This is a genomic window from Streptomyces sp. D2-8 (assembly GCF_023184515.1).
GTDB lineage: Bacteria > Actinomycetota > Actinomycetes > Streptomycetales > Streptomycetaceae > Streptomyces.
Map to the genome: position 1 here is coordinate 345,535 of NZ_JAAHBP010000009.1, position 22,694 is coordinate 368,228.

Consider the following 22,694-nt stretch of genomic DNA (forward strand, 5'->3'; position numbering starts at 1 on the left):
CCTCACCGCTGTTCGGAGAGGCCCAGCACCTGGTTGTCCGACGGAAGTTCGCCCCTGGGCGGCAGTTCCACGGTGAACTCGGTGTGCCCCGGCACGCTGCGCACCCGGGCCCGTCCGCCGTGCGCGTGCACGATCGCCTCGACGACGGCCAGGCCGAGCCCGGACCCTCCGGCGCCCGGGCCGCTGCGCGAGCGGGAGGCGTCGGCGCGGGTGAAGCGGTCGAAGACGGTGGCGAGGAGATGCTCGGGAATGCCGGGGCCGTCGTCCCGGACGCGGATCACGCGGCGCTCGGCGGTGTCCTCCACCTCGGCGACGACCGTGGTGCCGGGCGGGGTGTGGAGGCGGGCGTTGGCGAGGAGGTTCGCCACGGCCTTGCGCAGACCCGGCTCGTCGCCGGTGACCAGGGTGGATGCGTCGAGGGCGGTGACGGGGAGCGCCAGTCGCCAGGTGCGGTCCCGGTCCGCCGCCCGGGCCTCCCACACGGCCTCGGCGACCAGCGCCGCCAGGTCCACCTCGGCGGACCGCAGCGGACGGCCCTCGTCCAGGCGGGCCAGCAGCAGGAGGTCTTCGACCAGGCCCGTCATACGGGCCGACTCGGCGGAGACCCGCCGCCAGGCCAGGGCCGGATCGACCGGGGCGGTACCGCGGTTCATCAGCTCGGCGTATCCGGCGATCGACGCCAGCGGCGTACGGAGTTCATGGCCGGCGTCGGCGAGGAAGCGGCGCATGCGTTCCTCGCTGCGGTGCACCCGTTCCTCGTCCCGGTGGCGCGCTGCGCGGGAGGACTCGACGTGGTCGGTCAGGCGGTTGAGCGCGGCGCCGACCTGCCCGGCCTCGCTGCCGGGGCCGGTGTCCGCCTCGGGCACCCGGGGCAGCCCGGCGGGCCGGTCCGGGCCGAGCGGCGCCAGGGCGACCTCGGCGGCGGTGGCGGCGACCCGGTCGAGGGGCCGCAGCTGCCGCCGTACGACGACCGCACAGGCGCAGCCCGCGACCGCCAGTCCGGCGGCTCCGAGGGCCGCCCCGGCCACGGCGAGCCGGCCGGTCAGGTCCTGGACGTCGTCCATGGGCAGTCCGGCGAGGACGCGGACCCCGCTCGCGTCGAGGCCGGTGACCCGGTAGGTGCCGAGGCCGGGGACGGTGCGGGTGCGGGGGGTGCCGTCGGGGGCGATGCCGTGCAGGGCGGCGCGCTGGCCGTCGGTGAGGGTCCGTGGCCCGGCGTCCGGGCCGGTCACCGCCGCGGCGGTGAGCGTGCCCCGCGCGTCGAGCCGGGCGGCGAGCAGCCCGGCGGGGTGGCCGTTTCCGTCGAGGAACGTCAGGTCACGGTCGCCGTCCGGGCGGAGCGAGGCCTCGGCCAGGCCGTGTTCGGCCGCGTCCATGACCCGGCCGTCGAGGTCGTCCAGCAGCAGGGCCCGCTGGACGAGGAACGCCACCGGCGCCATGACGGCACAGACGGCGACGAGGACGGCGCCGATCAGGACGAGGAGCCGGGTGCGCAGGGCGCGGAGGCGTGGCCCGGTGGACGGGGGCGTGGTCATCTGCCGTCCTCGGCCGGGCCGGCCGCGCCGCGGGCGGACGGGACTCGGTTGCGGCCGGGCGGGGGCCCAGGGGTGCCAGACATGTACCGATCCTGCACCGGCCGGCTGGGGGAACCCTGTGTTCAGCCTGAGCACCGGCGATGTCCTGCCCGCGAACGGCGCGGGCCGCGCCCCCGGTCACCCCGGAACGCGGCCCTCGAACTGCCGTGGCGGTCCGCTTACTTGCGGATCAGGCTGCGCAGCACGTACTGCATGATGCCGCCGTTGCGGTAGTAGTCCGCCTCGCCGGGGGTGTCGATGCGGACGACCGCGTCGAACTCGACGCCGGTGTCGGTGGTGACCTTCACCGTGCGCGGGGTGGTGCCGTTGTTGAGCTCCTCGACGCCGGTGAAGTCGAAGGTCTCCTCACCGGTGAGGCCGAGGGACGCGGCGGACTGGCCCTCCGGGAACTGCAGCGGCAGGACGCCCATGCCGATGAGGTTCGAGCGGTGGATGCGCTCGTACGACTCGGCGATGACGGCCTTGACGCCGAGGAGCGCGGTGCCCTTGGCGGCCCAGTCACGGGACGAGCCGGAGCCGTACTCCTTGCCGGCCAGGACGACCAGCGGGATGCCGGCGGCCTGGTAGTTCTGCGAGGCGTCGTAGATGAACGACACCGGGGCGTCCGCCTGGGTGAAGTCGCGGGTGTAGCCGCCCTCGGTGCCCGGCGCGATCTGGTTGCGCAGGCGGATGTTGGCGAACGTACCGCGGATCATGACCTCGTGGTTGCCGCGGCGGGAGCCGTAGCTGTTGAAGTCACGGCGCTCCACACCGTGCTCGGTGAGGTACTTGCCGGCCGGGGTGTCGGCCTTGATGGCGCCGGCCGGGGAGATGTGGTCGGTGGTGACCGAGTCGCCCAGCTTGGCGAGCACCCGGGCGCCGGAGATGTCGGAGACCGGGGTGGTCTCCATCGTCATGCCCTCGAAGTACGGGGGCTTGCGCACGTAGGTGGACTCGGCGTCCCACTCGAAGGTGTTGCCGGTCGGGATCGGCAGCGCCTGCCACTGGGCGTCGCCCGCGAAGACGTCCGAGTAGGACTTGGAGAACATGTCCTCGCCGATGGCGTTGGCGACGACCTCGTTGACCTCCGCCTCCGTCGGCCAGATGTCCTTCAGGAAGACCGGGTTGCCGTCCTGGTCGGCACCCAGGGCGTCCTTGGTGATGTCGACCTTCATGGAGCCGGCGAGCGCGTAGGCCACGACCAGCGGCGGGGACGCCAGGTAGTTCATCTTGACGTCGGGGTTGATCCGGCCCTCGAAGTTCCGGTTGCCGGAGAGGACCGAGGTGACCGCGAGGTCGTGGTCGTTGACGGCCTTGGAGACCTCCTCCGGCAGCGGGCCGGAGTTGCCGATGCAGGTGGTGCAGCCGTAGCCGACGAGGTTGAAGCCGACCTTGTCGAGGTACGGGGTCAGGCCCGCCTTCTCGAAGTAGTCGGTGACGACCTTGGAGCCCGGGGCGAGGGTGGTCTTGACCCACGGCTTGCGGGTCAGGCCCTTCTCCACCGCCTTCTTGGCCACCAGGGCGGCGGCGACCATGACGTACGGGTTGGAGGTGTTGGTGCAGGAGGTGATGGCCGCGACCGTCACCGCGCCGTGGTCGATCTCGTACGACGAGCCGTCGGGGGCGGTCACGGTGACCGGGTTGGACGGGGCGCCGTTCGGGGCGACGGCCGGGGCGTCGGAGGCCGGGAAGGACTCCTGGCCCGCCTCGTCCACGCTGTCGACGTAGTTGCGGACGTCCTGCTTGAACTGCTCGGCGGCGTTCGCGAGGACGATGCGGTCCTGCGGGCGCTTCGGGCCGGCGATGGACGGGACGACCGTCGACAGGTCCAGCTCGAGCTTCTCGGAGAAGTCCGGCTCGGCCTTCGGGTCCAGCCAGAGGCCCTGCTCCTTGGCGTACGACTCGACGAGCGCGAGCTGCTGCTCGGAGCGGCCGGTGAGCTTCAGGTACTTGATGGTCTCGTCGTCGATCGGGAAGATCGCGGCGGTGGAACCGAACTCCGGCGACATGTTGCCGATGGTGGCGCGGTTCGCGAGCGAGGTGGCGGCGACGCCCTCGCCGTAGAACTCGACGAACTTGCCGACGACGCCGTGCTTGCGGAGCATCTCGGTGATGGTCAGCACGAGGTCGGTGGCGGTGGTGCCGGGCGTGAGCTCGCCGGTCAGCTTGAAGCCGACGACGCGCGGGATCAGCATGGAGACCGGCTGGCCGAGCATCGCGGCCTCGGCCTCGATGCCGCCGACGCCCCAGCCCAGTACACCGAGGCCGTTGACCATGGTGGTGTGCGAGTCGGTGCCGACGAGGGTGTCGGGGTAGGCCTGGCCGCCTCGCACCATCACGGTCCGGGCCAGGTGCTCGATGTTCACCTGGTGGACGATGCCGGTGCCGGGCGGGACGACCTTGAACTCGTCGAACGCGGTCTGACCCCAGCGCAGGAACTGGTAGCGCTCGCGGTTGCGGCCGTACTCCAGCTCGACGTTCTGCGCGAAGGCCTCGTTGGTGCCGAACTTGTCGGCGATGACGGAGTGGTCGATGACCAGCTCGGCCGGCGCCAGCGGGTTGATCTTCGCCGGGTCGCCGCCCAGCTCCTTCACGGCCTCACGCATGGTCGCGAGGTCCACGACACAGGGAACGCCGGTGAAGTCCTGCATGATCACGCGGGCCGGCGTGAACTGGATCTCCTGGCTGGGCTGGGCCTGCGAGTCCCATCCACCGAGGGCACGGATGTGGTCGGCGGTGATGTTCGCGCCGTCCTCGGTGCGGAGCAGGTTCTCCAGCAGGACCTTGAGGCTGTAGGGAAGGCGTGCGGAGCCCTCCACCTTGTCCAGCCGGAAGATCTCGTACGACTCGTCGCCCACCTGCAGCGTGCTGCGGGCGTCGAAGCTGTTCGCCGACACGACAGTCTCCTTCATTGATGTGCGCGTACCACCACGATCCTGCCGCCACGGCATCTCGACCGATCCGCTAAGGTAAGGCTAAGTTAGGTGAGCCTTACCAGTAGGTCTGATGGTGGCGTGCGGCTGCGGTGCCCCTCGGCAGATATCTCGATGTCGAGATAACTCTAGTACACGAGGGCCGGATGGTCATGCCCGGATCCCGTGGCGTCCGCCGCAGACCCATGGACGATCTGCCATCGGTGCGCGAAGTCGGGGTATTCGCACTGAGCCGGGGTCGCCCGGTGACACCGAAAGGAGGCACCCCATGCCGCTCACGTTCCGCAAGAGTTTCCGGATCCTTCCGGGAGTGCGGCTGAACATCAACAAGCGCTCCTGGTCCATCACCACCGGCGGCGGAAAGAACGGCCCGCGCTACACCCGCAGCAGCACAGGACGTCGTACGACATCGATGGATCTGCCCGGACCTTTCGGATGGCGGCGCACCACGAAGGCGCGTCGACACTGAGGCCACCGGACGGGGTTGACATTCCGTCACCCGTTCAGACCCCCGGTCGGGCGCCATCTCATATCTGAGATAACCTCAGTCCCATGGCAGACGACTACCTCGTACGCATCGGCAAGCTCATCCGCGACGCCCGGCAGCACCGGGGCTGGACGCAGTCGCAGCTGGCGGAGGCGCTCGGAACCAGCCAGAGCGCCGTCAACCGGATCGAGCGCGGCAACCAGAACATCAGCCTTGAGATGATCGCGCGCATCGGGGAGGCCCTCGACAGCGAGATCGTGTCGCTCGGCTACGCCGGCCCGATGCATCTGCGGGTGGTCGGCGGGCGCCGGCTGTCCGGTGCCATCGACGTGAAGACGAGCAAGAACGCGTGCGTGGCGCTGCTGTGCGCCTCACTGCTCAACGAAGGACGCACCGTGCTGCGCCGCGTCGCCCGCATCGAGGAGGTGTACCGCCTCCTCGAGGTGCTGGGCTCCATCGGCGTGCGCACCCGGTGGATCAACGACGGTGTCGACCTGGAGATCGTGCCGTCGGCCGAGCTGGACCTGGCGGCGATCGACGCGGACGCGGCCCGCCGCACCCGCTCCATCATCATGTTCCTCGGCCCGCTGCTGCACCGCATGGACCACTTCAAACTGCCGTACGCCGGCGGCTGCGACCTCGGGACGCGCACGGTCGAGCCGCACATGATCGCGCTGCGCCGCTTCGGTCTGGACATCGCCGCCACCGAGGGCCAGTACCACGCCCAGGTCGACCGCGCGGTCAGCCCCGACCGCCCGATCGTCCTGACCGAACGCGGCGACACGGTGACCGAGAACGCGCTGCTCGCGGCCGCCCGGCACGACGGCATCACCGTCATCCGCAACGCCTCGTCCAACTACATGGTCCAGGACCTCTGCTTCTTCCTGGAGGCCCTCGGCGTCAAGGTCGACGGCATCGGCACGACCACGCTCACCGTGCACGGCGTGCCGACCATCGACGTCGACGTGGACTACTCCCCCTCCGAGGACCCGGTCGAGGCGATGAGCCTGGTCGCGGCGGCCGTCGTCACCGAGTCGGAACTGACGGTCCGCCGTGTGCCGATCGAGTTCCTGGAGATCGAGCTGGCGGTCCTGGAGGAGATGGGCCTCGACCACGATCGCACGCCCGAGTACTTCGCCGACAACGGCCGCACCCGGCTGGTGGACCTCACCGTCCGGCCCTCCAAGCTGGAGGCGCCGATCGACAAGATCCACCCCATGCCGTTCCCCGGCCTGAACATCGACAACGTCCCGTTCTTCGCGGCCATCGCGGCGGTCGCCCAGGGCCAGACCCTCATCCACGACTGGGTCTACGACAACCGCGCGATCTACCTGACCGACCTGAACCGCCTCGGCGGCCGGCTCCAGCTCCTCGACCCCCACCGCGTCCTGGTCGAGGGCCCGACCCGCTGGCGCGCCGCCGAGATGATGTGCCCGCCTGCGCTGCGCCCCGCGGTGGTCGTCCTCCTCGCGATGATGGCGGCCGAGGGCACGTCGGTGCTGCGCAACGTGTACGTCATCAACCGGGGTTACGAGGACCTGGCCGAGCGGCTGAACTCGATCGGGGCGCAGATCGAGACGTTCCGGGACATCTGACACCCGGGAATCCGGGGCGAGACCGGCCACTTCCGGTCGGCTTGCGGGCAGGCGAAGACGACGCCAGAGGTCGCTGCGCGCAAGGCGGAGCCGGGCGATCCGGGCGCCCGGCCGGTCGCGGCGGCGACACGGATGCCCGTCCCACGTCGTGCCTGTTCGACGCGGAGCCGAAAGCGACGGTGTCGGCTGGACGAGTGGGTCAAGTTCCGGCAGCTTGGGACCTGGTCTGTGGGCTGGGAGAGGGGATACATCGTGCGGGACCTGGCGTCGACGCTGGACCATGTCCGGACGGCGGACGGAAGGCGGCTGCGGGTCGAGTGCTCGGGGGACCCGCGCGGGCGGCCGGTGTTCCTGCTCCACGGCACGCCCGGCAGCCGGGTCGGCCCCAGACCGCGCCCCATGTACCTGTATCAGCGCGGAGTGTTGCTGATCAGTTACGACCGCCCTGGTTACGGGGGATCCGACCGCCAGCCCGGCCGCCGTGTCGTGGATGTCGTGCAGGACGTGACCGCGGTGGCCGACGCCTTGGGTATGGACCGCTTCGCGGTCGTCGGCCGTTCCGGCGGCGCCCCGCACGCCCTGGCGTGCGCGGCCCGGCTGCCGCACCGGGTGACCCGGGCGGCCACCCTCGTCACCCTTGCGCCGCGGGATGCGGAGGGCCTTGACTGGTTCGCCGGGATGGCGCCCTCCAACATCGACGAGTTCAGCACGGCGCTCGCCGATCCCGAGGAGTTCGAAGCCCGGCTCATCCCACGCACCGACTCCATTCGCTCCGACCCCGCCCGGCTGTTGGAGGAACTGCGCAAGGAGATGACCGAGGACGACCGGAAGATCGTCTCGGACAACGGCGTCCGCTCAATGCTGCTGCGCAACTACTGTGAGGCGCTGCGCAGTTCGCCGTACGGCTGGATCGATGACTCGTTCGCCCTGACCGAGCCCTGGGGATTCGACCCGACCTGTATCCAGGTGCCGGTGCTGCTGTGGCACGGCGCCCGCGACGCCTTCTCACCGGTGGCCCACTCGTCCTGGCTCGCGGAACGCATCCCACGGGCCACGTCCGTGATCGAGCCGTCCGCGGCCCACTTCGGAGCCCTGCGTGTGCTGCCGGACGTGCTGAGATGGTCGCTCATCGACGCGCCTCCCAGCGAGGACTTCGCGTTCCGGGAGGAACAGTCCGCCGGCTCGCCTTACACCGCCAGCGGCTCCAGGTCGCGATAGAGACGTCGTTCGTTGCGCGCGGACATCGTGATCGTGTTGTCGTCGCCGAGCAGCCGCCTCAACTCGCCCAGTGTCTCCTCACGCAGGCGGTCCGCCTCGTGGCTGCCCAGTGAACGCAGCGTCAGTGCCGAGTTGGCGACTGCGGTCAGGGTGTCCGGGTGGTGCCGCCCCAGCACCGTGCCCAGGCCGGAGACGGCCTTGTTCTCCAGGTCGTACGCCTCTTCGAAGCGGCCCTGGTCGGCCAGCACGTTGGCGAAGTTGAGTCCTGAGATCAACGTGTGCGGGTGATCCTTTCCCAGCATGTCCCTCATCCGCGGCAGGACCTTCTGGAACACCTCCTCGGCCTCTTCCACGTCCCCGCAGCCCCAGTGGAAGATGCCGAGGTTGTTGAGCGCGCCCTGGGTGTACGGGTGGGCCTCCCCCGGAACCTTCATGTACCCGGCCAGTGCCTGGCGGGCGACGTCCCGGGCCTGCTCCTTCTCGTCGGCCGCGTACAGGTCCGACGCGAGGTTCAGGTCGCAGGCCAGCCAGTCCGGATTCGGCGACGTGTACTGCTCGCGGTACCTTGCCAGGGTCGCGGTCGTCAGCCGTAGCGCGTCCTCCACCTGCCCCACTCTCCGCAGCGACACGGCGAGCGACTTGGCACAGCTGAGCGTGGGCGGGAAGTGCTCGCCCATGATGCGCTTGTGGTCCTCGTACACGCGGGAAAGGACCGCCACGGACTCCTCGTACCGGCCGATCTCCCGCAGGTCGCGGCCGAGGCTGGAGGCCGAGCCGAGTGTGTGGGGATGTGTGGGGCCGAGAACGACCATGCGGCGGTCGTAGACGTCCTGGTCCACGGCCCGGGCCTCGTCGTAGCGGCCCACCATGCGCAGCGCGAGTGCGAGGTTGTTGGCGGCGCTGAGTGTCCGCTGGTGCGACTCGTGGAAGATGTCGCGGAATCCTCGGTGCGCGGCCCTGGCCAGTTCCACCGCCGACCGGTACTCGCCGAGCGCGGCCAGGTCGCTCGAAAGGCCGGACGCGGTGATGTAGGTGTGCGGATGGTTGGAGCCCAGGACCTGCCGCTGACGTTCCAGCAGCTCCTCGTCGATCTCCCGGGCTTCCTGGTAGCGCCCTTGGGAGCGGAGCACGTTGGCAAGCTGACAGCGCAGGTAGAGGTACTGCATGTCGTTCTCACCGAGGCGCTCGATCCAGCGCTCCAGCACGTCCTCGGCCAGTTGGCGGGCGCTCGGGAAGTCCCCTCGCTTCCACAGGTACCGCACCCGGTCGATCAGCAGTCGCCGGGGTTTCGGCTCTGAGCAGTCCTGGATGCCCGAGGCCAGCAGATGAGACCAGATGGAGTCGAAGAGCGGCCAGGTCGACGGGTCGTCGGTGGGCTCGTCCCCGTCGGGCCGGGCGCTCGCGAGGACGGTGTGCACGACGTGCCGGGCCTCTTCCCGTTCCGCCTCCGAGAGCTGTGAGCGGATCACGGCCTGGACCAGTCGGTGGACCTGGATGCTGCCGCTGCTCTGATCGACCTTGGCGAGGGCGAAGCGCCCGATCTCGCGGATCACCCGTCCCAGGAGCAGACTCTCCTGGAGCGACGGGTCCCACTCCCGCAGGGCGTCCAGCATCTCCTTGTTGTAGAGCACGCGTACGGAGATCGGTTCCGGTGCCATGAAGGCGCACAGCTGGAGGAGCCGTACCGAGGCCGGTGAGCGTTCGTTGAGGCGGGCGATGGAGATGTTCCAGGTGGCGGCCACCGGCTGCGGGTAGTCCTTGGGGTGGTTGAGTCCCAGCACGGCGGTGGTCTGCTCGGTCAGTTCCCGCAGGTACTCGTCGGTGGGGGTGGCCGTCTCCGCGAGCCAGGCCGCGGCCTGTTCGACGGCCAGCGGCAGATCGCCCACGGCGTCCGCCACCCGGTCCGCTTCGTCGACGCTCAGGCCGGGGGCCTGCCGGGTGAGGTGCTCCACACTCTCCTCACGCGGGAACACGTCCACGGACAGGGAGGTGCCCTGCTGTGCCCACGCCTGGTTCCGGGAGGTGATCAGGATGTGCCCGCCGGCCGGGAAGTAGCGCTTGGTCGTTTCGGGGTCGTCCGCGTTGTCGAAGACGAGCAGCCAGCGCGTGGTCGGCACGCCGGACTCCAGCATCTGGACGACCTCGGCGCTGGCCAGCGCCATGTCGTCACCTCCGGACGCGCCGATCCTCGAACCGAGTTCGGCGAGCGAGGCGATGATGGTGTCCTTGTGCTCCGCGGAGATCCACCACACCAGGTCGTAGTCGGCGATGAAGCGGTGCACGTACTCCAGGACGATCTGTGTCTTGCCCACGCCGCCGAGTCCGAAGAGCGTCTGGGGCTGGGGAAGCACGATGGAGATGCCTTCACCGAGCTGCGAGCGCAGCTGTTCGAGGACGGCGGCCCGGCCCGTGAAGACGGTGTTGCGACTGGGAGCGTTGAAGATCGTCGGCCTGTTGCCCGGGAAACGTGGGTTCGCCGCACCGGCGGGCACCAGCTCGGCCGTCAGGTTCAGCGCCCTGAAGACTTTCCTGACGCACTCGGTCTCGTCCACACGGTTGAGGTCGACCGAGGGGTGCTCCGGGTCGGACCCGGGCATCTGCACACGGTCCAGCCTCAGTCGTGTCATCTCGACCGGCGGCAGGCCCGGAGCGGAGTCGGTGAGCGCCCGCCAGGCGGCCCGACCGTGTCTGGCCTGCTGGAAAGCGTCCGAGGTGAGGAGCAGCGTGCGCGTGGCCGGGTCCGGGCGCTCCGGGGCGCGAAGGGCCACGTCGTGCAGGGTCACCCGCGAGCAGTACGGCTTGAGGATCCCCTCCAGCCACTCCGCCCACATGCGGTCCTCGCCCGCGTACACCACGAAGACGTCCGCGGCCAGGGTCGTCGGCCTGCGCCGGGTGTAGGCGGCCAGGCAACGCTGCCGCACCGGCTCGGGGATCGGCGGCAGCCGGGTCACCTCTCCGTCCGAGATGACCTCCGTCAGGCGCTCGAAGGCGGACAGCAGCGAGCTGGAGACTCCGCTCTGGTCACCGATGGCCGCGAGCAACTCCTCGTACGCGTAGTACGGGCGGTACGGGATCTCGACCGCGCCCCAGTACTCGTTCAACTGCGCCGGGTCGAGCGGCTCGCCGTCCTTCCCCTTGGGCAGCCCGTCGAATTTCAGGCGGGCCAGTGCCCGTCCCGCGTCGGCCTTCTCCTTCTCGCCCTCGTCGACCCGCATCGGCACGGGAAGCACCCGGATCCGCCGGTCGCGGTAGTCCGCCTCGACGGTCCGGGCCACGGCGGCACCGCCGTCCAGCGCCTGATCGCTGAGCGTGAAGCAGTCGACGAGGACATCGGGCATCTGAATGGTGCAGATGTCCGCGCTGTCCGACAGACCGGTGCGGCTGTCGATGAGGGCGTAGTCGTACGACGCCTTCATGTCTTCGCGCAACGCGTCCAGAAAGATGCCGCCGCCGAGGCGGTCGTAGAAGTTGTCCCATTCGAAGGAGGACACAGTGGCCGAGTACGCGCGGTTCTGCTGCCCGGCGGACAGGAAGTCGAGCGAGCCTCCGTCGGGGAACGACAGTCCGAGGGCCTCCGTATCCAATGAGACGGCGTGCAGGCCGGCGCGCGCGTACTGCCGGTGCCAGGCGCCGGAGCGATGGCCTCCGTTGGTCGCCGCCCAGGAGTACTCGCTGATCATGTCGATCACCCCGGGGGTGGCCGCGAGGGTGCTGGGGTCGAGGAACGGGTGGAAGAAGCGGTGAAGTCCGGGGGCTTCAAGGTCCCAGTCGACGGCCAGTACACGTGCACCGTTGGCGGCGAGGATCCACGCCGTGTTCGCCAAGGCCATCGTGCGGCCCGTACCGCCCTTGTAAGAGTAGAACGTGATGATACGTCCACTCCGGCGCGCCATCATGCTTTTCCTCCGTTGTCGACCCCTGACACATGAAGCAGGGAGTTGGCGGGCTCGATGGGACGAGGCCGGGGTACCCGTCCGCGCTTCCGAGGGGCTGTGGGATCGGGCGCGCGTCGGTCGCGTGGAGAACGCTCAGCCGAGTATTCCCCATGGCGGTCCGGCAACGGAGACGACGACCGCGGCCCTGGGTCCGCGAGTTGACGCGGCTCGAGCGGAGGCAGGGGTCGTGAGCGCTGCCTCGATGTTGCGTCTCCACATACCCCCCTGCCGCTTGATGCCCCGGGGATGTCACCCGACGGCGGCATGTGGCCGGAATCAACACTGTGCCCCACCCGACTCTCCGACGGGTGGTTTGTTTTGCGCCGTTCTCCACCTGTATCCGGACATCTGACGCTGAGCGGTGTCCACAGTGTCCCGCAAGTCCACGAGCGTGACCGCCTTTCCGGCGAATTCGCCCTCGGCCAGGAAACCGTGCGGGAGCAGTGCCCCGATCGCGGCGAAGTCGCTGTCGTCGAGCACGATGTCCTCGTAGGAGATCCACTCTCCGCCGCCCACCACACAGCGGTATGTCCTCATCGGCGGTGGCGGTGTCATGCGGTACTCGGCGAGATGGAGCGCGCTGCACGCCTCGAACCCCACCCGGAACAACAGGATCTGCGCGTTCGCCGCGTACAGTCGCGCCAACGGGGACCGTTCCCCCAGATGGCAGTTCGGGTCGTGACCGGTGAGCAGACCGCGGGCCCGCGGGCCGATCGCGGCGAACGAGGTCTGGGGATGCGCGCTGCGCAACGACCTGGGCGTTGCGCGTACACAGTCGGCCAGCGCACCGACCGCCGGGCAGGGGGTGAGGTCCGGATCGAACGGGGGCATGCCCGCCCGGTAGACCGCCTTCTCCTGATCGGTCAGCCCTGCGGTGAGCGCGCGGTGGCGGTCGGAGGTATCGGAGTTCTCGGGGGTGAAGGCCGGCGTGACGAGCGTGCCCTTCGGGCCGAGGGCGCTCAGCAGGGCGTCACGTACCACGGCGGGAGCCAGGCCGGTGCCGCTCAGCGATGCGTGCACCAGCAGCACGCCTCCGCGCCGGACGCCCAGCCCGCTCAGAAAGTGAGCGAGGCGGGTGCCGTCAGTCATGGAGAGTCGTCCACTCCGTACGCAGCTCGTCGGCCAAGTAGGTTCCGTTCTCCGTGAGTTCATGCCGGGGAAGGCCGGCCAGCTCGCTCAGGACCCGGCCGGCCAGGATGCGCGCCGAACCGGCTTCCGGTGACGGACGGGCGGCTTTGCCGACATACTCGCTGGCCAGGTCGAGGAGACGCCCTGCCGGGCTGCCCGGCAGGTGCAGGTCGACGACCTCGCGCAGAGCGGAGAGCCGCGCCTTGCGACCGAGGCGGGGCAGCTCCCGGACGAACTCCTCCGGCTCGAAGTCGATCCCCACTCCCAGCGCGCCGCCGCCACAGGTGCCCAGCTGCACTCCGGCGCCTGCGGCGAGCGGGGTGATCGTCGTTGCGGCGGAGGCGTTGACGCTCTCCCACCAGCCGGGCTCACGCTCGTCCAGGAGACCGTACGCGGTTCCCAGCCGACTGCGGAACGCGTCCAGAGAGCCGGGGTCGAGCAGTGGGGTGACCGCTGCGGAGAAGCAGTCACGGAACGGGTCGGCGTCATCGATCAGCAGCGACAGACCGTGCCTGAGCGGCAGCGACACCAACGGCCGCCATCTCTGCAGGGTGAGGGACGAACCGCGGGGCCCGCCCGCCACGGGGTCCACGCCGCGCACCCGGAAGTCACCCTCCGCGACCCGGAATTCCACCCGCCCGGGCCGTGACAGTCGCACGGTGCCCAGGGTCGGGAGCGGGACCAGGGGGCTCGGCTGCTCCCAGCGCAGCGTCGCCTCGACACCCGCGCGCAGCGCTGCGGCCGTGGCCACCGCCATGAAGCGCGGCAGATCCGCCGTGCCGTCCCAGGAACGGATCAGGGAGGGCCGGAGATAAGGATGGGAGATGACCGCGTCGAGGTGAGGGGCTGTGGCTTCGTCGGAGTCCAGGCGGACCAGGAGGCTCCAGACCTCGTCCCAGCCGGCACTGCCGGTGAGCTTGGTGTTCACCCCCGCGAGCAGCACACGGTCCAGGCTCAGCCGCGCTCGCCTGAGTGCGCCGACGCTCGTCACCGCCGGAGCCAGCGTGCGCTCCGTGATCCGTTCGGCGACTCCCTCGATCAGGGCACGCAGGTCCGCACAGTACACCGACGGGTTGTCGAAGGCCCGTTCGGTGCTGTAGCGATGTGCGTACAGTCCTCCGCCGCAGGTGTCGAGGACAGGGCATCGCCGGCAGGTCTCGCTGACCCCACTACGGCCGTCCAGGGTCCTCGCGCGCTCGGTGAACTCCCGGAAGCCATGCCGGAACACGTCGTACCCGGTGGCGGGCGCGCCGTCGTACGCGATCTTGAGTGAGTCGGACCGGGTGATCGTGCCGTCGGTCTCGACGACCGCGATGCCGCCGTGGGAGAGTCCCAGCGCCTCGGTCAGGGCGGGGCCACCGCGCAGCGTGCTGAGGATCGAGTCGAAGGTCCGCACGGGCACCGGGCGCCCTTGCTCGTCCCACCGGTCGAAGACTCTGAGAAGCCAGTCGGCGTAGGGCGTGGCCGCTCCCGGGCGCCCGGGCGGCGGTGGTGCGTCCCAAGTGGCGTGGGGCAGGAGGTAGTCGATCCGCGGGGGGTCGAGGCCGGTGAGCGCGTCGTGCACGAGGACCGGATCGTTGGCCACGTCGATCGTGCAGAGCAGCCCCTGGAAGAGGTGCCGGTACTCGGGCAGACGCAGCAGTTCGAGCCCTCGCACCACCCGTTCGTGACTGCTGCGGCCCCGATGGTCGCGCCGGTGCCGGTCGTTCGCGGCCCGGTCGCCGTCCAGGGAGAGGCCCACGGTGACGTCGAACTCCCTGAACACCTCCAAGTGCGCGCGGTTCAGCCGCACACCGTTGGTGTGGATGTGCAGATCAAGGTCGGTCGTGGGGGCCAATGCACGGGTGAGTTCCGCGCAGATCGACCGCAGGCGGGCCGGACCCGCCAGCAACGGCTCGCCACCGTGCAGGATGACCGAGAGCGACCCGAGCTGCTGCTCGCAGGCGTACTCCGAGAGCCGGCGGGCCACCTGACGGAGGGTCGTCTCGGAGATCAGCGGTGGCATCCTCCGCCAGCTCTGATCCGCGTGCCGATACACGTAGCAGTGGTCACACGCCAGGTCGCATCTGCTGTGGACCTTCAGGACCAGTTCCCGGACGGCCACGTCCGTCACACCTCACCGGCAGCGCTGCGCGACCGCATGCCGACCGGGCTAGACGGCGGAGTTGAAGGTGCGGTGCGTCCCTGCGCCGTGCTGTCCCTGGGCCGGGGTCACTCGCTGCACGACCGTGGTCACCTCGATCCCGTGGATGCAGATCTCCGCGAGCGGGGTTCTCTCGGAGGCAGGGACTTCCGTAGGGGGCTTGTCTGCGGGTTTCGTGACGGGAATCTTCATCTGCGTCGGCTTCACCTTGGGTCGGGGCCGCCTCCCACACACCGGGGACGGCGAGAGTCCGGGGCTGGAGTTGACACGGTGCGCGTAGACGTTCCGCCAAGCATGCCTCTGCCATCTTCGCAGCCCCTGCGCGAGGTGGGCAATGCGTACCGCAATGCCCTGTGCGGCAGCGGTGATTTCTCGTCATCGATGCCCCGGGCGTTCACAGGAGCACCGAACAGCGAGCCGGACCGGCACACTTCAGACCGGCAACAGCAACTCCAGATCCCGGTCGACGCGCTGCCAGCCGCGGCCCGCCGCCGTCCAGGGGTGTCCGGAGCCGAATCGCTTGTCGAACGCACTCACCGCCCGGTCCCGTAACCGGCCGGCCTCCGCCGTACGGCCCGTCGAGCGCAGGGTGACCGCCAGACACAGGTCGGCGATCAAGGTGTCCGGGTGACCGTCTCCGAGGCAGGAGCGCAGGGCTTCCGCACAGGCCCGTGCCATGCTCTCGGCCGCGGCGAACTGCTCCAGGTCGCCGAGGACGTTGGCCATCGTCAGCCGCCCGCACAGGGTGTACGGATGCGCGTCACCGAGAAGCCTTCCGAAGGACCGGACGGTCCGCGTGGCCGCCGCCAGCGCTTCGTCGGTCTCCCCCGCGGTGCGCAGCCACGCCGCGAGGTTGTGGTCGCAGACCGCGTTGTCCGGGTGCTCGGGGCCGCGCAGCTGGGCGACACCGTGCTGGAGACGGCTGATGACCGAGCGCGCGGCGGCGAGGTCGCCCGCACCGGCGGTCAGGGCCGCCAGGTTGACACCGCACACCAGCCAGTCGGGATCGCCTCGGTCCCGTCCCGTCGTGTAACCCTCCTCGGCATCCGCAGCGAGCGCGTCGGCCTCGTGGCGCTGTCCGATGCGACGCAGGGAGACCGACAGGCTGACGGTCGCGCGCAACGCGCCATGGGTGTTCTGGAAGCGCAGGCTCTCCAGGACGGGGCGCAGTACGCGCACGGAGCCGGCGTAGTCGCCGAGCTCCCGCAGGTCCCGGGCAAGGCCCAGTGCCGAGGCCAGCGTCGACGGATGGCCGTCTCCGAGTACCCGGCACTGCCGTTGCCAGGTGGCCAGGCTCCGCTCCCGCGCGGCCGAGTAGTCCCCCACCAGACGCAGCGACCGGGCGAGAGCCTCGGCGGCGGTCAGCGTCTGCGGGTGCTCTTCGCCGAACAGGTCGTGGAATCCGGTGTGCACCTCGCGCGCCAGCTCCAGGGCCTCGCCGAACCTGCCCAGCGCTCTCAGGTTCTCCGCCAGGCCCGCCGCGGTGATCAGGGTGTGCGCGTGTCCGGGCGGCAGCAGCCCACGCTGCCGGGTCAGCGTACGGGAGTCCAGACCGTACGCCTCCTCATGGGCTCCCAGGCTCCGCAATGCGGCCGCCTGGTGGTTGCGCAGCTGGAGCACTTGCTGGTCGTCGTCTCCCCCGTCGACGGCGGTCCAGCTCTGGTCCAGCCGGCGGCCCAGCTCGAGGGCCCGGGCCGGCATGCCGTACTGCGCGGTACGGCGCACTCGCTCCAGCAGCACGGCGCGGGTGTCGCCGTCGGGGCACCCGTCCGCACCGGCGTGGTCGAGGTGGGGCCAGAGTCTCTCGAACGACTGGTCGTCCGTCTCGGTGACGGAGTCGTCGCGCCGGGGGGCGGCGGCCGTGAGGAGCCGGTGTGCCTCGTGACGGACCTCGTCCCTCTCGCCGGCGGACAGGGAAGCCGTCACCAGGCGCTGCACGACCCGGTGCACCTTCAGGGTGTGGCCGGCTTGGTCGACCTCGGCCAGGCCCAGCCGACTGAGCTCCTGCACCTCTCGGTCGACCAGCATCGGCTCGTGCAGCGAGGCATCGTGCGGACGCAGCAGGCACAGCGCGGTGTCGGTGGACAGCAAGCTCAGCGGCAGTGGCAGCGGCGCGAGCCGGCTGCACAGGGCGAGCAGCCGCAGCGCTGCGGGAGCGCGCTCGGCGAGTGCCTCCAGGGCCACTCCGGTACTCGCGGCGATCGCCGGGGAGGCCGGGTCGTCTCCGCCCCTCGCGGCCCGGGCGTCGCGCCAGACGGCCAGCCGGTGCAGGTACTCCTGCGCCGACGGGAACTGCGCGAGCCACGATCCGGCCTGCGCGACGGCCAGCGGGAGGTCGCTCGCCGTGGCCGCGATCCGGTCCGCGTCCACGGCGGAGAGCGCCGGAACCCGCCGCCGCAGCAGCTCGATGCTCTGCTCCCGGGTGAACACGTCGACCCATATGGGACGCATGGTCTCGCTCCACGCGCGGTCCCGGGATGTCACCAGCACATGCCCGTGGGGTCCGGTGGGCAGCAGCCCCGACAGGGCCTGCGGGCCACCGGCGTTGTCGTACACCATGAGCCACCGGCCGCTCGGCGCCCCCGAGTCCAGCGCGTCGAGAGCCCGGCCTGCGGCCGTGGGCACGTCGTCGCCGTGACGCAGGCCCATCCGCTCCGCCAGCTGTGCCAGCGACAGCAGGACCGACTCCCGGCTCTGAGCACGGATCCACCACACCAGGTCGTACGCCGCCTGGAAGCGGTGGGCGTACTCCACCGCCAGCTGGGTGCGCCCGGTGGCGGTGAGACCGTTGTGAGGGAGTATCACAGCCCGTTGCTGACTGACCTTCAGCGTGGCGTCGAGCTGGTCGAGCAGCCGGTCCCGGCCCACGAAGAAGGGGTTGCGCGCCGGCGCCTCCCACACGTCCGGCGTCCGGCGCGGGAACGGCGGCCGGGCCGACCTCAGTGCGCGTTCAGCCGCCTCGCCGGACAGTCCGACACCGCGCAGCAGGGCCTCAGCGGTGCGTGGCTCGTCGAGGGAGGTCAGGTCGACTGCCTCGTAGTCGCTGAACGGGGGCGTGAGCGGGACGGGCTCGACCCGCAGCGGGATCAGCTTCCCCGACGAACCGGAACCGGTCTCGCCCATGCTCTCCCACAGGGTCCGGGACTGCGGCGAACGCAGGAAGGACGACGACAGCAGGGCAAGGGTGCGAGGCGCTCCGCCCCGGGTGCCCGGCTCGGTGCCGCTGCCGGGTGCGATGACCTCGAAACCGGAGCCGGTCAGCAGCCAGCCGACCCAGTCGGCCCACATCCGGTCCTGCGGGGCGTACCACAGCCGCAGCGGCGTGGCGATGGGGGACAACGGCCGGATGAAGGAGGCGAGATGGCGTCTGCGTAGTTCGTCGTCCAGGGGCGGCAGACGCCGCACGCGGCCGTTGGTGATCAGCTCCGTCAGGAGCTCGAAGGCGGTCAGCAGGCTGTCGGGTTCACTTGGAGGGTCACCGAACGCGGCAAGGGTCTCTTCGTAGGCGTAGTCCGACCGGTGCGGGACTTCCATGCCGGTCCGGGAGTCGGCCGGCAACTCCTGGAAACTGACCCGGACGAGCTCACGGGCCGCCGCCAGGCGCGTGTCCCGGCCGTCGGCGACCCGCATCGCGACGGGCAGTACGCGCAGGGGGCGGGGGTGGACGTCCCGGAGTATGGAGCGGGCCATACGTGCCGCGCCCTCGATGCTCTGCGAGCTCAGGGTGAAGCAGTTGACCAGGACGTCCGGCAGGTCGATGGTGCACAGGCCGACCAGGTCGCTCACGCCGCAGCGGCTGTCGATGAGCGTGAAGTCGTAGTGGCTCTTCATGTCGTGGCGCAGCGCCTCCAGGAACCGGGCGCCACCGAACCGCTCGGCGAACTCCCGCCAGCTGAAGTCCATCAGGTGTGTCAGGTACTCGCCGTCCTGCCGTCCGGCAGGCATGTAGTCCAGGCTTCCGCCGTCGGGGAAGGTCCAGTCGACGGAGACGGCGTGCGGCAGGACCCGGGCAAGGCGCTGCCGCAGGTCCGCCGCCGACTCGGTGACCGGTCGCGTACGCCATTCCGTGACGTAGCCCGAGAACAGGTTGAGCACGCCCGTGGTGGCGGCCGAGGTCGCGCCGTCGAGGAACGGGTGAAAGTAGCGGTGCAGCCCCGGCGCTTCCACGTCCCAGTCGGCGGCCAGCACGTGGTACCCGTTGGAGGCCAGGATCCACGCGACGTTGGCCACGGCCATGGTCCGCCCCGTGCCGCCCTTCTGGGAGTAAAAAGTGACGATCTGCCCGTCAGAGCTCAGGGTCATCACGCGTCTCCTGAGCGACTCCCGGCTCCGGGACGGGGCCGAGCAGCCTCGGCCGGGGGACGGGGGGACCGGCGGGCGGGTAGACGGGCGACACGTAGCGGAGGAACTGGGCAGCCGCCCACTGGATCACGGTCGGGAGGATGTCGGCGAACGCGGCCAGGGAGGGCACTCCGCCCGTCGCAGCCCGGGAGACGCTGCGGCCTCGCTGCAGCGTGCGCGGCAGGGTCTTCTCCAGGGCCAACTGCAGCTCCGTCCCTGATGACTCGTTGTCCGGGTCGGAGAGGTCCCACGGCACAATGACCACGACCCACGGCTGGGCCGCCGCGTCCACCCGGGTGAGCAGCTCCCGCTGCTCCGGGTCGGCGACCGCCCAGCGGTCGAGCAGCATCACCGTCGGTGCCGACGGGCGCGCCTCGGCGAGCAGACTGCCGACCGCTTCGTCCAGAGGTTCGACCGTGGTGAGGTAGTCGAGCCCGCGCACCTGCTCCGCGGCGAAGTCCGCGAGCGGCCGGGCGGTGTCGCCATCGCTCTCCCGGTACGGGTTCCAGTCGACCGGGGAGGGGCCGTAGCAGCGTTCCGAGCGCCCCGGCGGCAGTTCGCGACTGCTGGGCGCGGCCACGACGATGCGCAGCCGACGTAACACGGGTGGCGACCCGAAGGCGTTGGGCAGGTCCGCCAGTTTCTGCGGTTCGCCTCTGGGCACCGGATTCTCGTGGGCTGTGGTGACGATCGCCCGGGCCAGGAGCAGGACGGCGTGCTCGTAATCGGTCCGGTACCGGCGCAGCTTCATCAGCGAGTACAGGCCCTCGGACGCGTAGTGCGGGCCGAAGCGCTCATGGTCGTGGTGCAGGCTCTTCGCGGTCGAGGGAAGACGCTCGGCCTGCACGGGCGTCCACAGCGCCGGCACGATCGCCGGCAGGGCGGTGGCCTGCGAGGTCCGGCCCCGCGCCTGGCGCAGCGCGAAGGCCCGCCACTCGCGGCCGCAGTGGTCGCTGGCGAAGTAGCGCGGTGAGTACAGCGGTACGAACACCCGGCAGGTGGCCAATGCGGCCGACAGGCGCGAACTCCAGTCCTCACCGATCCGCATCGCGCGGTCCATGAACCCGGCCGACTCGCCCTCCGGCAGGTCTGTCAGCATCAGGATGTGCTCACAGAGGTCTTGGTAGAGCCGGTGCACCCACATGTCCGGGTCCGGGCCGTCGGTCGCGCGACGCGGCGTGTGCGCGTAGCTGAGGAAGAAGTAGGGGACGTGTGGGTCCGTCCGCTCCGGTTCCTGGTTCACACCAAGGCCTCCCCCCACACGTCCGGCGGTCACAGCGTCCGCAGGAACATGGCCAACTCGAGCATGTCGACTCGCACATAATCCTCTGGAAGGACCACGATCGTCAGCTCTTTGCAGATGACCGACCGCCGTGACCTCGTGACAAAGGACAACAGGATCAGTTTGATGAGACTCGCGTGATCCATACTGTCGATGCGGGCCAGGCCCGATCCGATCACCGGCATGGCCACCGCCTCGCGGCGGGCGTGCAGATGCATCGCATGCCACAGTTCTTCGAGGCTGTTCCAGATCTGGTCAGGTCCCGAATCGACGGTCAGGTCGTTGCGCATCGTGCCGTAGGCGGTGAGGAAGTAGCGCCTCTGTGGCGAGCCGAGGACGGCGACCGTGCCCAGGGGGTAGCGGGCGAGTTTCCCCACCCGCTTCGCCGCCCGGTCCTCCACTCGAACCGGCGGTACGCCCGCGAGCGCGGTGTCGATATCGCCGTCGAGCCGGGTGGTCTCGCTCGCGTACAGACGATGCAGGAACTGGCCCTGCACGCTGCGGTGGACGATCAGCAGATCGTCCCGGGTGTCGGTGTCGAACACATCGTTGCTGCCGATGACCAAATGGCCCGGTTGCTCGAAGAGGTCGCCGACCTTGACGGTCACCTCGAATCCCGGGTGCAGGAACTCGTGGCTCACCTGGGTCCGCGGCCAGGATCCCAGGATGCCGCCGACCAGCGAGAGACCGACGATGGTGAGAAACGCCGTGGTGCGCGGCAGGGAGCTGTCCGGCCAGAACGCCAGGTACAGCTGGACGGCCCCCGACAGCAGACCGAACTGAACGGCGCAGGCGCGGCCGGCGGTGGACAGACCGAGGCGCGTGCGGAAGATCGTCCGTGCCTGATGTCTGATCATCCGGCTCATTCCGGTCCCTCGGTACCCATGCTCCCCGTCGTGACCGGCAGGGCGCGTGGCGGGTCTTCGTAGACGCCGGTGAATCTGGACCTTTTCCGGGGCAGGCTGTTCTGTTCTTCGCGCAGTGCCTCCACGATCTGTTCCAGATCGGTGATCCTGCTGATCTGCTCCCGCATGAGCGAGGTGAGATCCTCCAGGATCTCCTCCGTGGAGCGGCGCGGCGGCGCCTGTTCAGGAGCGTCCGCCGTGAGGTCGATGGAGGCGAGGGAATCGCGTAATTCGGGCCACACTTTGTGGAAAAGGCTGTCGACCCGGGTGTTGTCGGGGTGGCGCTTGGCGGACTCACGCAGGACGGAGTTGATGGTCCTGACCATGTTCAGCACATCCTCCTCGTCGTGCGCCCGTGTCGACTGGAACTGGCGCAGCGGACTGCTCGCCGCCTCCAGGTCGTCGTGACTGCCCTCCAGCAGGAAAGGCACGACTTGGCCCTTGCGCTCGTCGACCTCTTTGGACAGGGCTCCCGACTCGAAGGTGATCCACGGGGCCCCCAGGTTCGCCCGAGTGACGCAGGCGATACCGAAGGAACTCTCGTCGAGCTGTCTCTTGATCTCGTCCAGTCCGCGTGCGCCCTTCCTGATGCTTTCCGAAGAGACGAAGGGCTCGATCTCGTCGCTGAAGTAGCGAAGCCACGAGGCCAGCCGCTCGGCACACGTCCGGGACGGCAAGCCGGACCAGCTCAGAAAAATCTTCATATGACGCCCCCCGCATCACACCCCGCCATACGAATCGTCCCGACACAAGCCAACTGCCCCTCCAGCGTGGCAAGTAGCCCTGGAGCCGCTGCGGACTTCCTGGACACGGACCAGGACGGCACGGGGTGCCTACGGCAGTAGGTCCCCTCAAGGACTTTACTGGGCCGCCCAGCCGCATCAACAGGCGCGAGCATCGAACAGCCGTAAGGCCATGTGTACGACGGGAGCGCGGGGCGGGGCGACGGCTGAGCCCGTCAGTACGGCTTGTTCACCGCCGTGACGGTCGTGGCCTTGAAGTCGGACACCTGGGCGTGCTGGAAATTGCCCATCCGGCCCCAGCGGACGACCGTCACGGTCGTGCCGTCGCGGCCGACCGAGAAGAGGCCGATGTCGGAGGAGCCCCAGACGGAGGCGGTGTGGATGCCGTAGACGTGGGCTCCCTCCTCGAC

Annotated in this window: 13 protein-coding genes and 1 pseudogene; 3 read left to right on the forward strand and 11 right to left on the reverse strand. The window is 70.0% G+C overall.

The features are described from left to right. Positions 1–2 precede the first annotated feature (2 nt). Both G3I77_RS19560 and acnA read right to left on the reverse strand, forming a co-directional pair. On the reverse strand, positions 3–1,535 hold the full coding sequence (locus tag G3I77_RS19560; protein WP_248505488.1) for a cell wall metabolism sensor histidine kinase WalK: 1,533 nt from the start codon (positions 1,533–1,535) through the stop codon (positions 3–5). A gap of 218 nt (positions 1,536–1,753) precedes the next feature. Then, positions 1,754–4,471 carry an aconitate hydratase AcnA gene (gene acnA / locus G3I77_RS19565; RefSeq protein ID WP_308311399.1) on the reverse strand — a complete coding sequence of 906 codons (2,718 nt, stop codon included), beginning with the start codon at positions 4,469–4,471 and terminating at the stop codon, positions 1,754–1,756. Positions 4,472–4,775: 304 nt separating this feature from the next. Between acnA and G3I77_RS19570 the strand changes: the two genes are divergently transcribed. The 3 genes from G3I77_RS19570 (at position 4,776) to G3I77_RS19580 (ending at position 7,807) form a co-directional block, all read left to right on the forward strand. Further along, positions 4,776–4,976: a DUF4236 domain-containing protein gene (locus G3I77_RS19570; protein WP_033308449.1), complete on the forward strand. Its 201-nt coding sequence runs from the start codon at positions 4,776–4,778 to the stop codon at positions 4,974–4,976. 83 nt (positions 4,977–5,059) lie between these two features. Then, positions 5,060–6,589: a UDP-N-acetylglucosamine 1-carboxyvinyltransferase gene (locus tag G3I77_RS19575; RefSeq protein ID WP_248505492.1), complete on the forward strand. Its 1,530-nt coding sequence runs from the start codon at positions 5,060–5,062 to the stop codon at positions 6,587–6,589. 252 nt (positions 6,590–6,841) lie between these two features. After that, positions 6,842–7,807: an alpha/beta fold hydrolase gene (locus G3I77_RS19580; protein ID WP_248505495.1), complete on the forward strand. Its 966-nt coding sequence runs from the start codon at positions 6,842–6,844 to the stop codon at positions 7,805–7,807. On the opposite strand, the gene fxsT (G3I77_RS19585) is transcribed toward G3I77_RS19580, so the two are convergent. The 9 genes and pseudogenes from fxsT (G3I77_RS19585) to G3I77_RS19625 all read right to left on the reverse strand — a co-directional run. Continuing rightward, positions 7,777–11,703 carry an FxSxx-COOH system tetratricopeptide repeat protein gene (fxsT, locus tag G3I77_RS19585; protein ID WP_248505497.1) on the reverse strand — a complete coding sequence of 1,309 codons (3,927 nt, stop codon included), beginning with the start codon at positions 11,701–11,703 and terminating at the stop codon, positions 7,777–7,779. The two genes, G3I77_RS19580 and fxsT (G3I77_RS19585), sit on opposite strands and share 31 nt — an antisense overlap. Positions 11,704–12,018: 315 nt before the next feature. Continuing rightward, positions 12,019–12,831, reverse strand: a complete 813-nt coding sequence (locus G3I77_RS19590) for an aminoglycoside N(3)-acetyltransferase (RefSeq protein WP_248505499.1) — start codon at positions 12,829–12,831, stop codon at positions 12,019–12,021. Next, on the reverse strand, positions 12,824–14,983 hold the full coding sequence (gene fxsB / locus G3I77_RS19595) for a radical SAM/SPASM protein FxsB, inactivated metallohydrolase extension form (protein ID WP_248505501.1): 2,160 nt from the start codon (positions 14,981–14,983) through the stop codon (positions 12,824–12,826). The genes G3I77_RS19590 and fxsB overlap by 8 nt, the downstream gene beginning before the upstream one ends. A 39-nt stretch (positions 14,984–15,022) precedes the next feature. Continuing rightward, positions 15,023–15,205 (reverse strand): hypothetical protein, encoded by a 183-nt coding sequence (locus tag G3I77_RS19600; RefSeq protein WP_248505503.1) that lies wholly within the window; start codon positions 15,203–15,205, stop codon positions 15,023–15,025. A 240-nt stretch (positions 15,206–15,445) separates the two neighbouring features. Further along, positions 15,446–19,315 (reverse strand): FxSxx-COOH system tetratricopeptide repeat protein, encoded by a 3,870-nt coding sequence (gene fxsT / locus G3I77_RS19605; RefSeq protein ID WP_248505505.1) that lies wholly within the window; start codon positions 19,313–19,315, stop codon positions 15,446–15,448. Then, the gene (locus G3I77_RS19610; protein WP_248505506.1) at positions 19,299–20,597 is read right to left on the reverse strand and encodes a TIR-like protein FxsC; all 1,299 of its coding nucleotides are present in this window, start codon (positions 20,595–20,597) and stop codon (positions 19,299–19,301) included. Before G3I77_RS19610 ends, fxsT (G3I77_RS19605) begins: the two co-directional genes overlap by 17 nt. 29 nt (positions 20,598–20,626) lie before the next feature. Continuing rightward, positions 20,627–21,502 carry a macro domain-containing protein gene (locus tag G3I77_RS19615; protein WP_248505508.1) on the reverse strand — a complete coding sequence of 292 codons (876 nt, stop codon included), beginning with the start codon at positions 21,500–21,502 and terminating at the stop codon, positions 20,627–20,629. After that, a complete protein-coding gene (locus G3I77_RS19620; RefSeq protein ID WP_248505509.1) occupies positions 21,499–22,245 on the reverse strand; it encodes a toll/interleukin-1 receptor domain-containing protein in 747 nt (248 codons plus the stop codon). The genes G3I77_RS19615 and G3I77_RS19620 overlap by 4 nt, the downstream gene beginning before the upstream one ends. Before the next feature lie 254 nt (positions 22,246–22,499). After that, positions 22,500–22,694, reverse strand: a pseudogene (locus G3I77_RS19625) (hypothetical protein); the annotation flags it as partial.

What these genes read in the sequence shown, in the direction of transcription:
- G3I77_RS19560 (WP_248505488.1), bottom strand. Translation starts at nt 1,535, where the DNA reads ATGACCACGCCCCCGTCCACCGGGCCACGCCTCCGCGCCCTGCGCACC.
- G3I77_RS19570 (WP_033308449.1), top strand. Translation starts at nt 4,776, where the DNA reads ATGCCGCTCACGTTCCGCAAGAGTTTCCGGATCCTTCCGGGAGTGCGG.
- G3I77_RS19575 (WP_248505492.1), top strand. Translation starts at nt 5,060, where the DNA reads ATGGCAGACGACTACCTCGTACGCATCGGCAAGCTCATCCGCGACGCC.
- fxsT (WP_248505497.1), bottom strand. Translation starts at nt 11,703, where the DNA reads ATGATGGCGCGCCGGAGTGGACGTATCATCACGTTCTACTCTTACAAG.
- G3I77_RS19590 (WP_248505499.1), bottom strand. Translation starts at nt 12,831, where the DNA reads ATGACTGACGGCACCCGCCTCGCTCACTTTCTGAGCGGGCTGGGCGTC.
- G3I77_RS19600 (WP_248505503.1), bottom strand. Translation starts at nt 15,205, where the DNA reads ATGAAGATTCCCGTCACGAAACCCGCAGACAAGCCCCCTACGGAAGTC.
- fxsT (WP_248505505.1), bottom strand. Translation starts at nt 19,315, where the DNA reads ATGACCCTGAGCTCTGACGGGCAGATCGTCACTTTTTACTCCCAGAAG.
- G3I77_RS19615 (WP_248505508.1), bottom strand. Translation starts at nt 21,502, where the DNA reads ATGAGCCGGATGATCAGACATCAGGCACGGACGATCTTCCGCACGCGC.
- G3I77_RS19620 (WP_248505509.1), bottom strand. Translation starts at nt 22,245, where the DNA reads ATGAAGATTTTTCTGAGCTGGTCCGGCTTGCCGTCCCGGACGTGTGCC.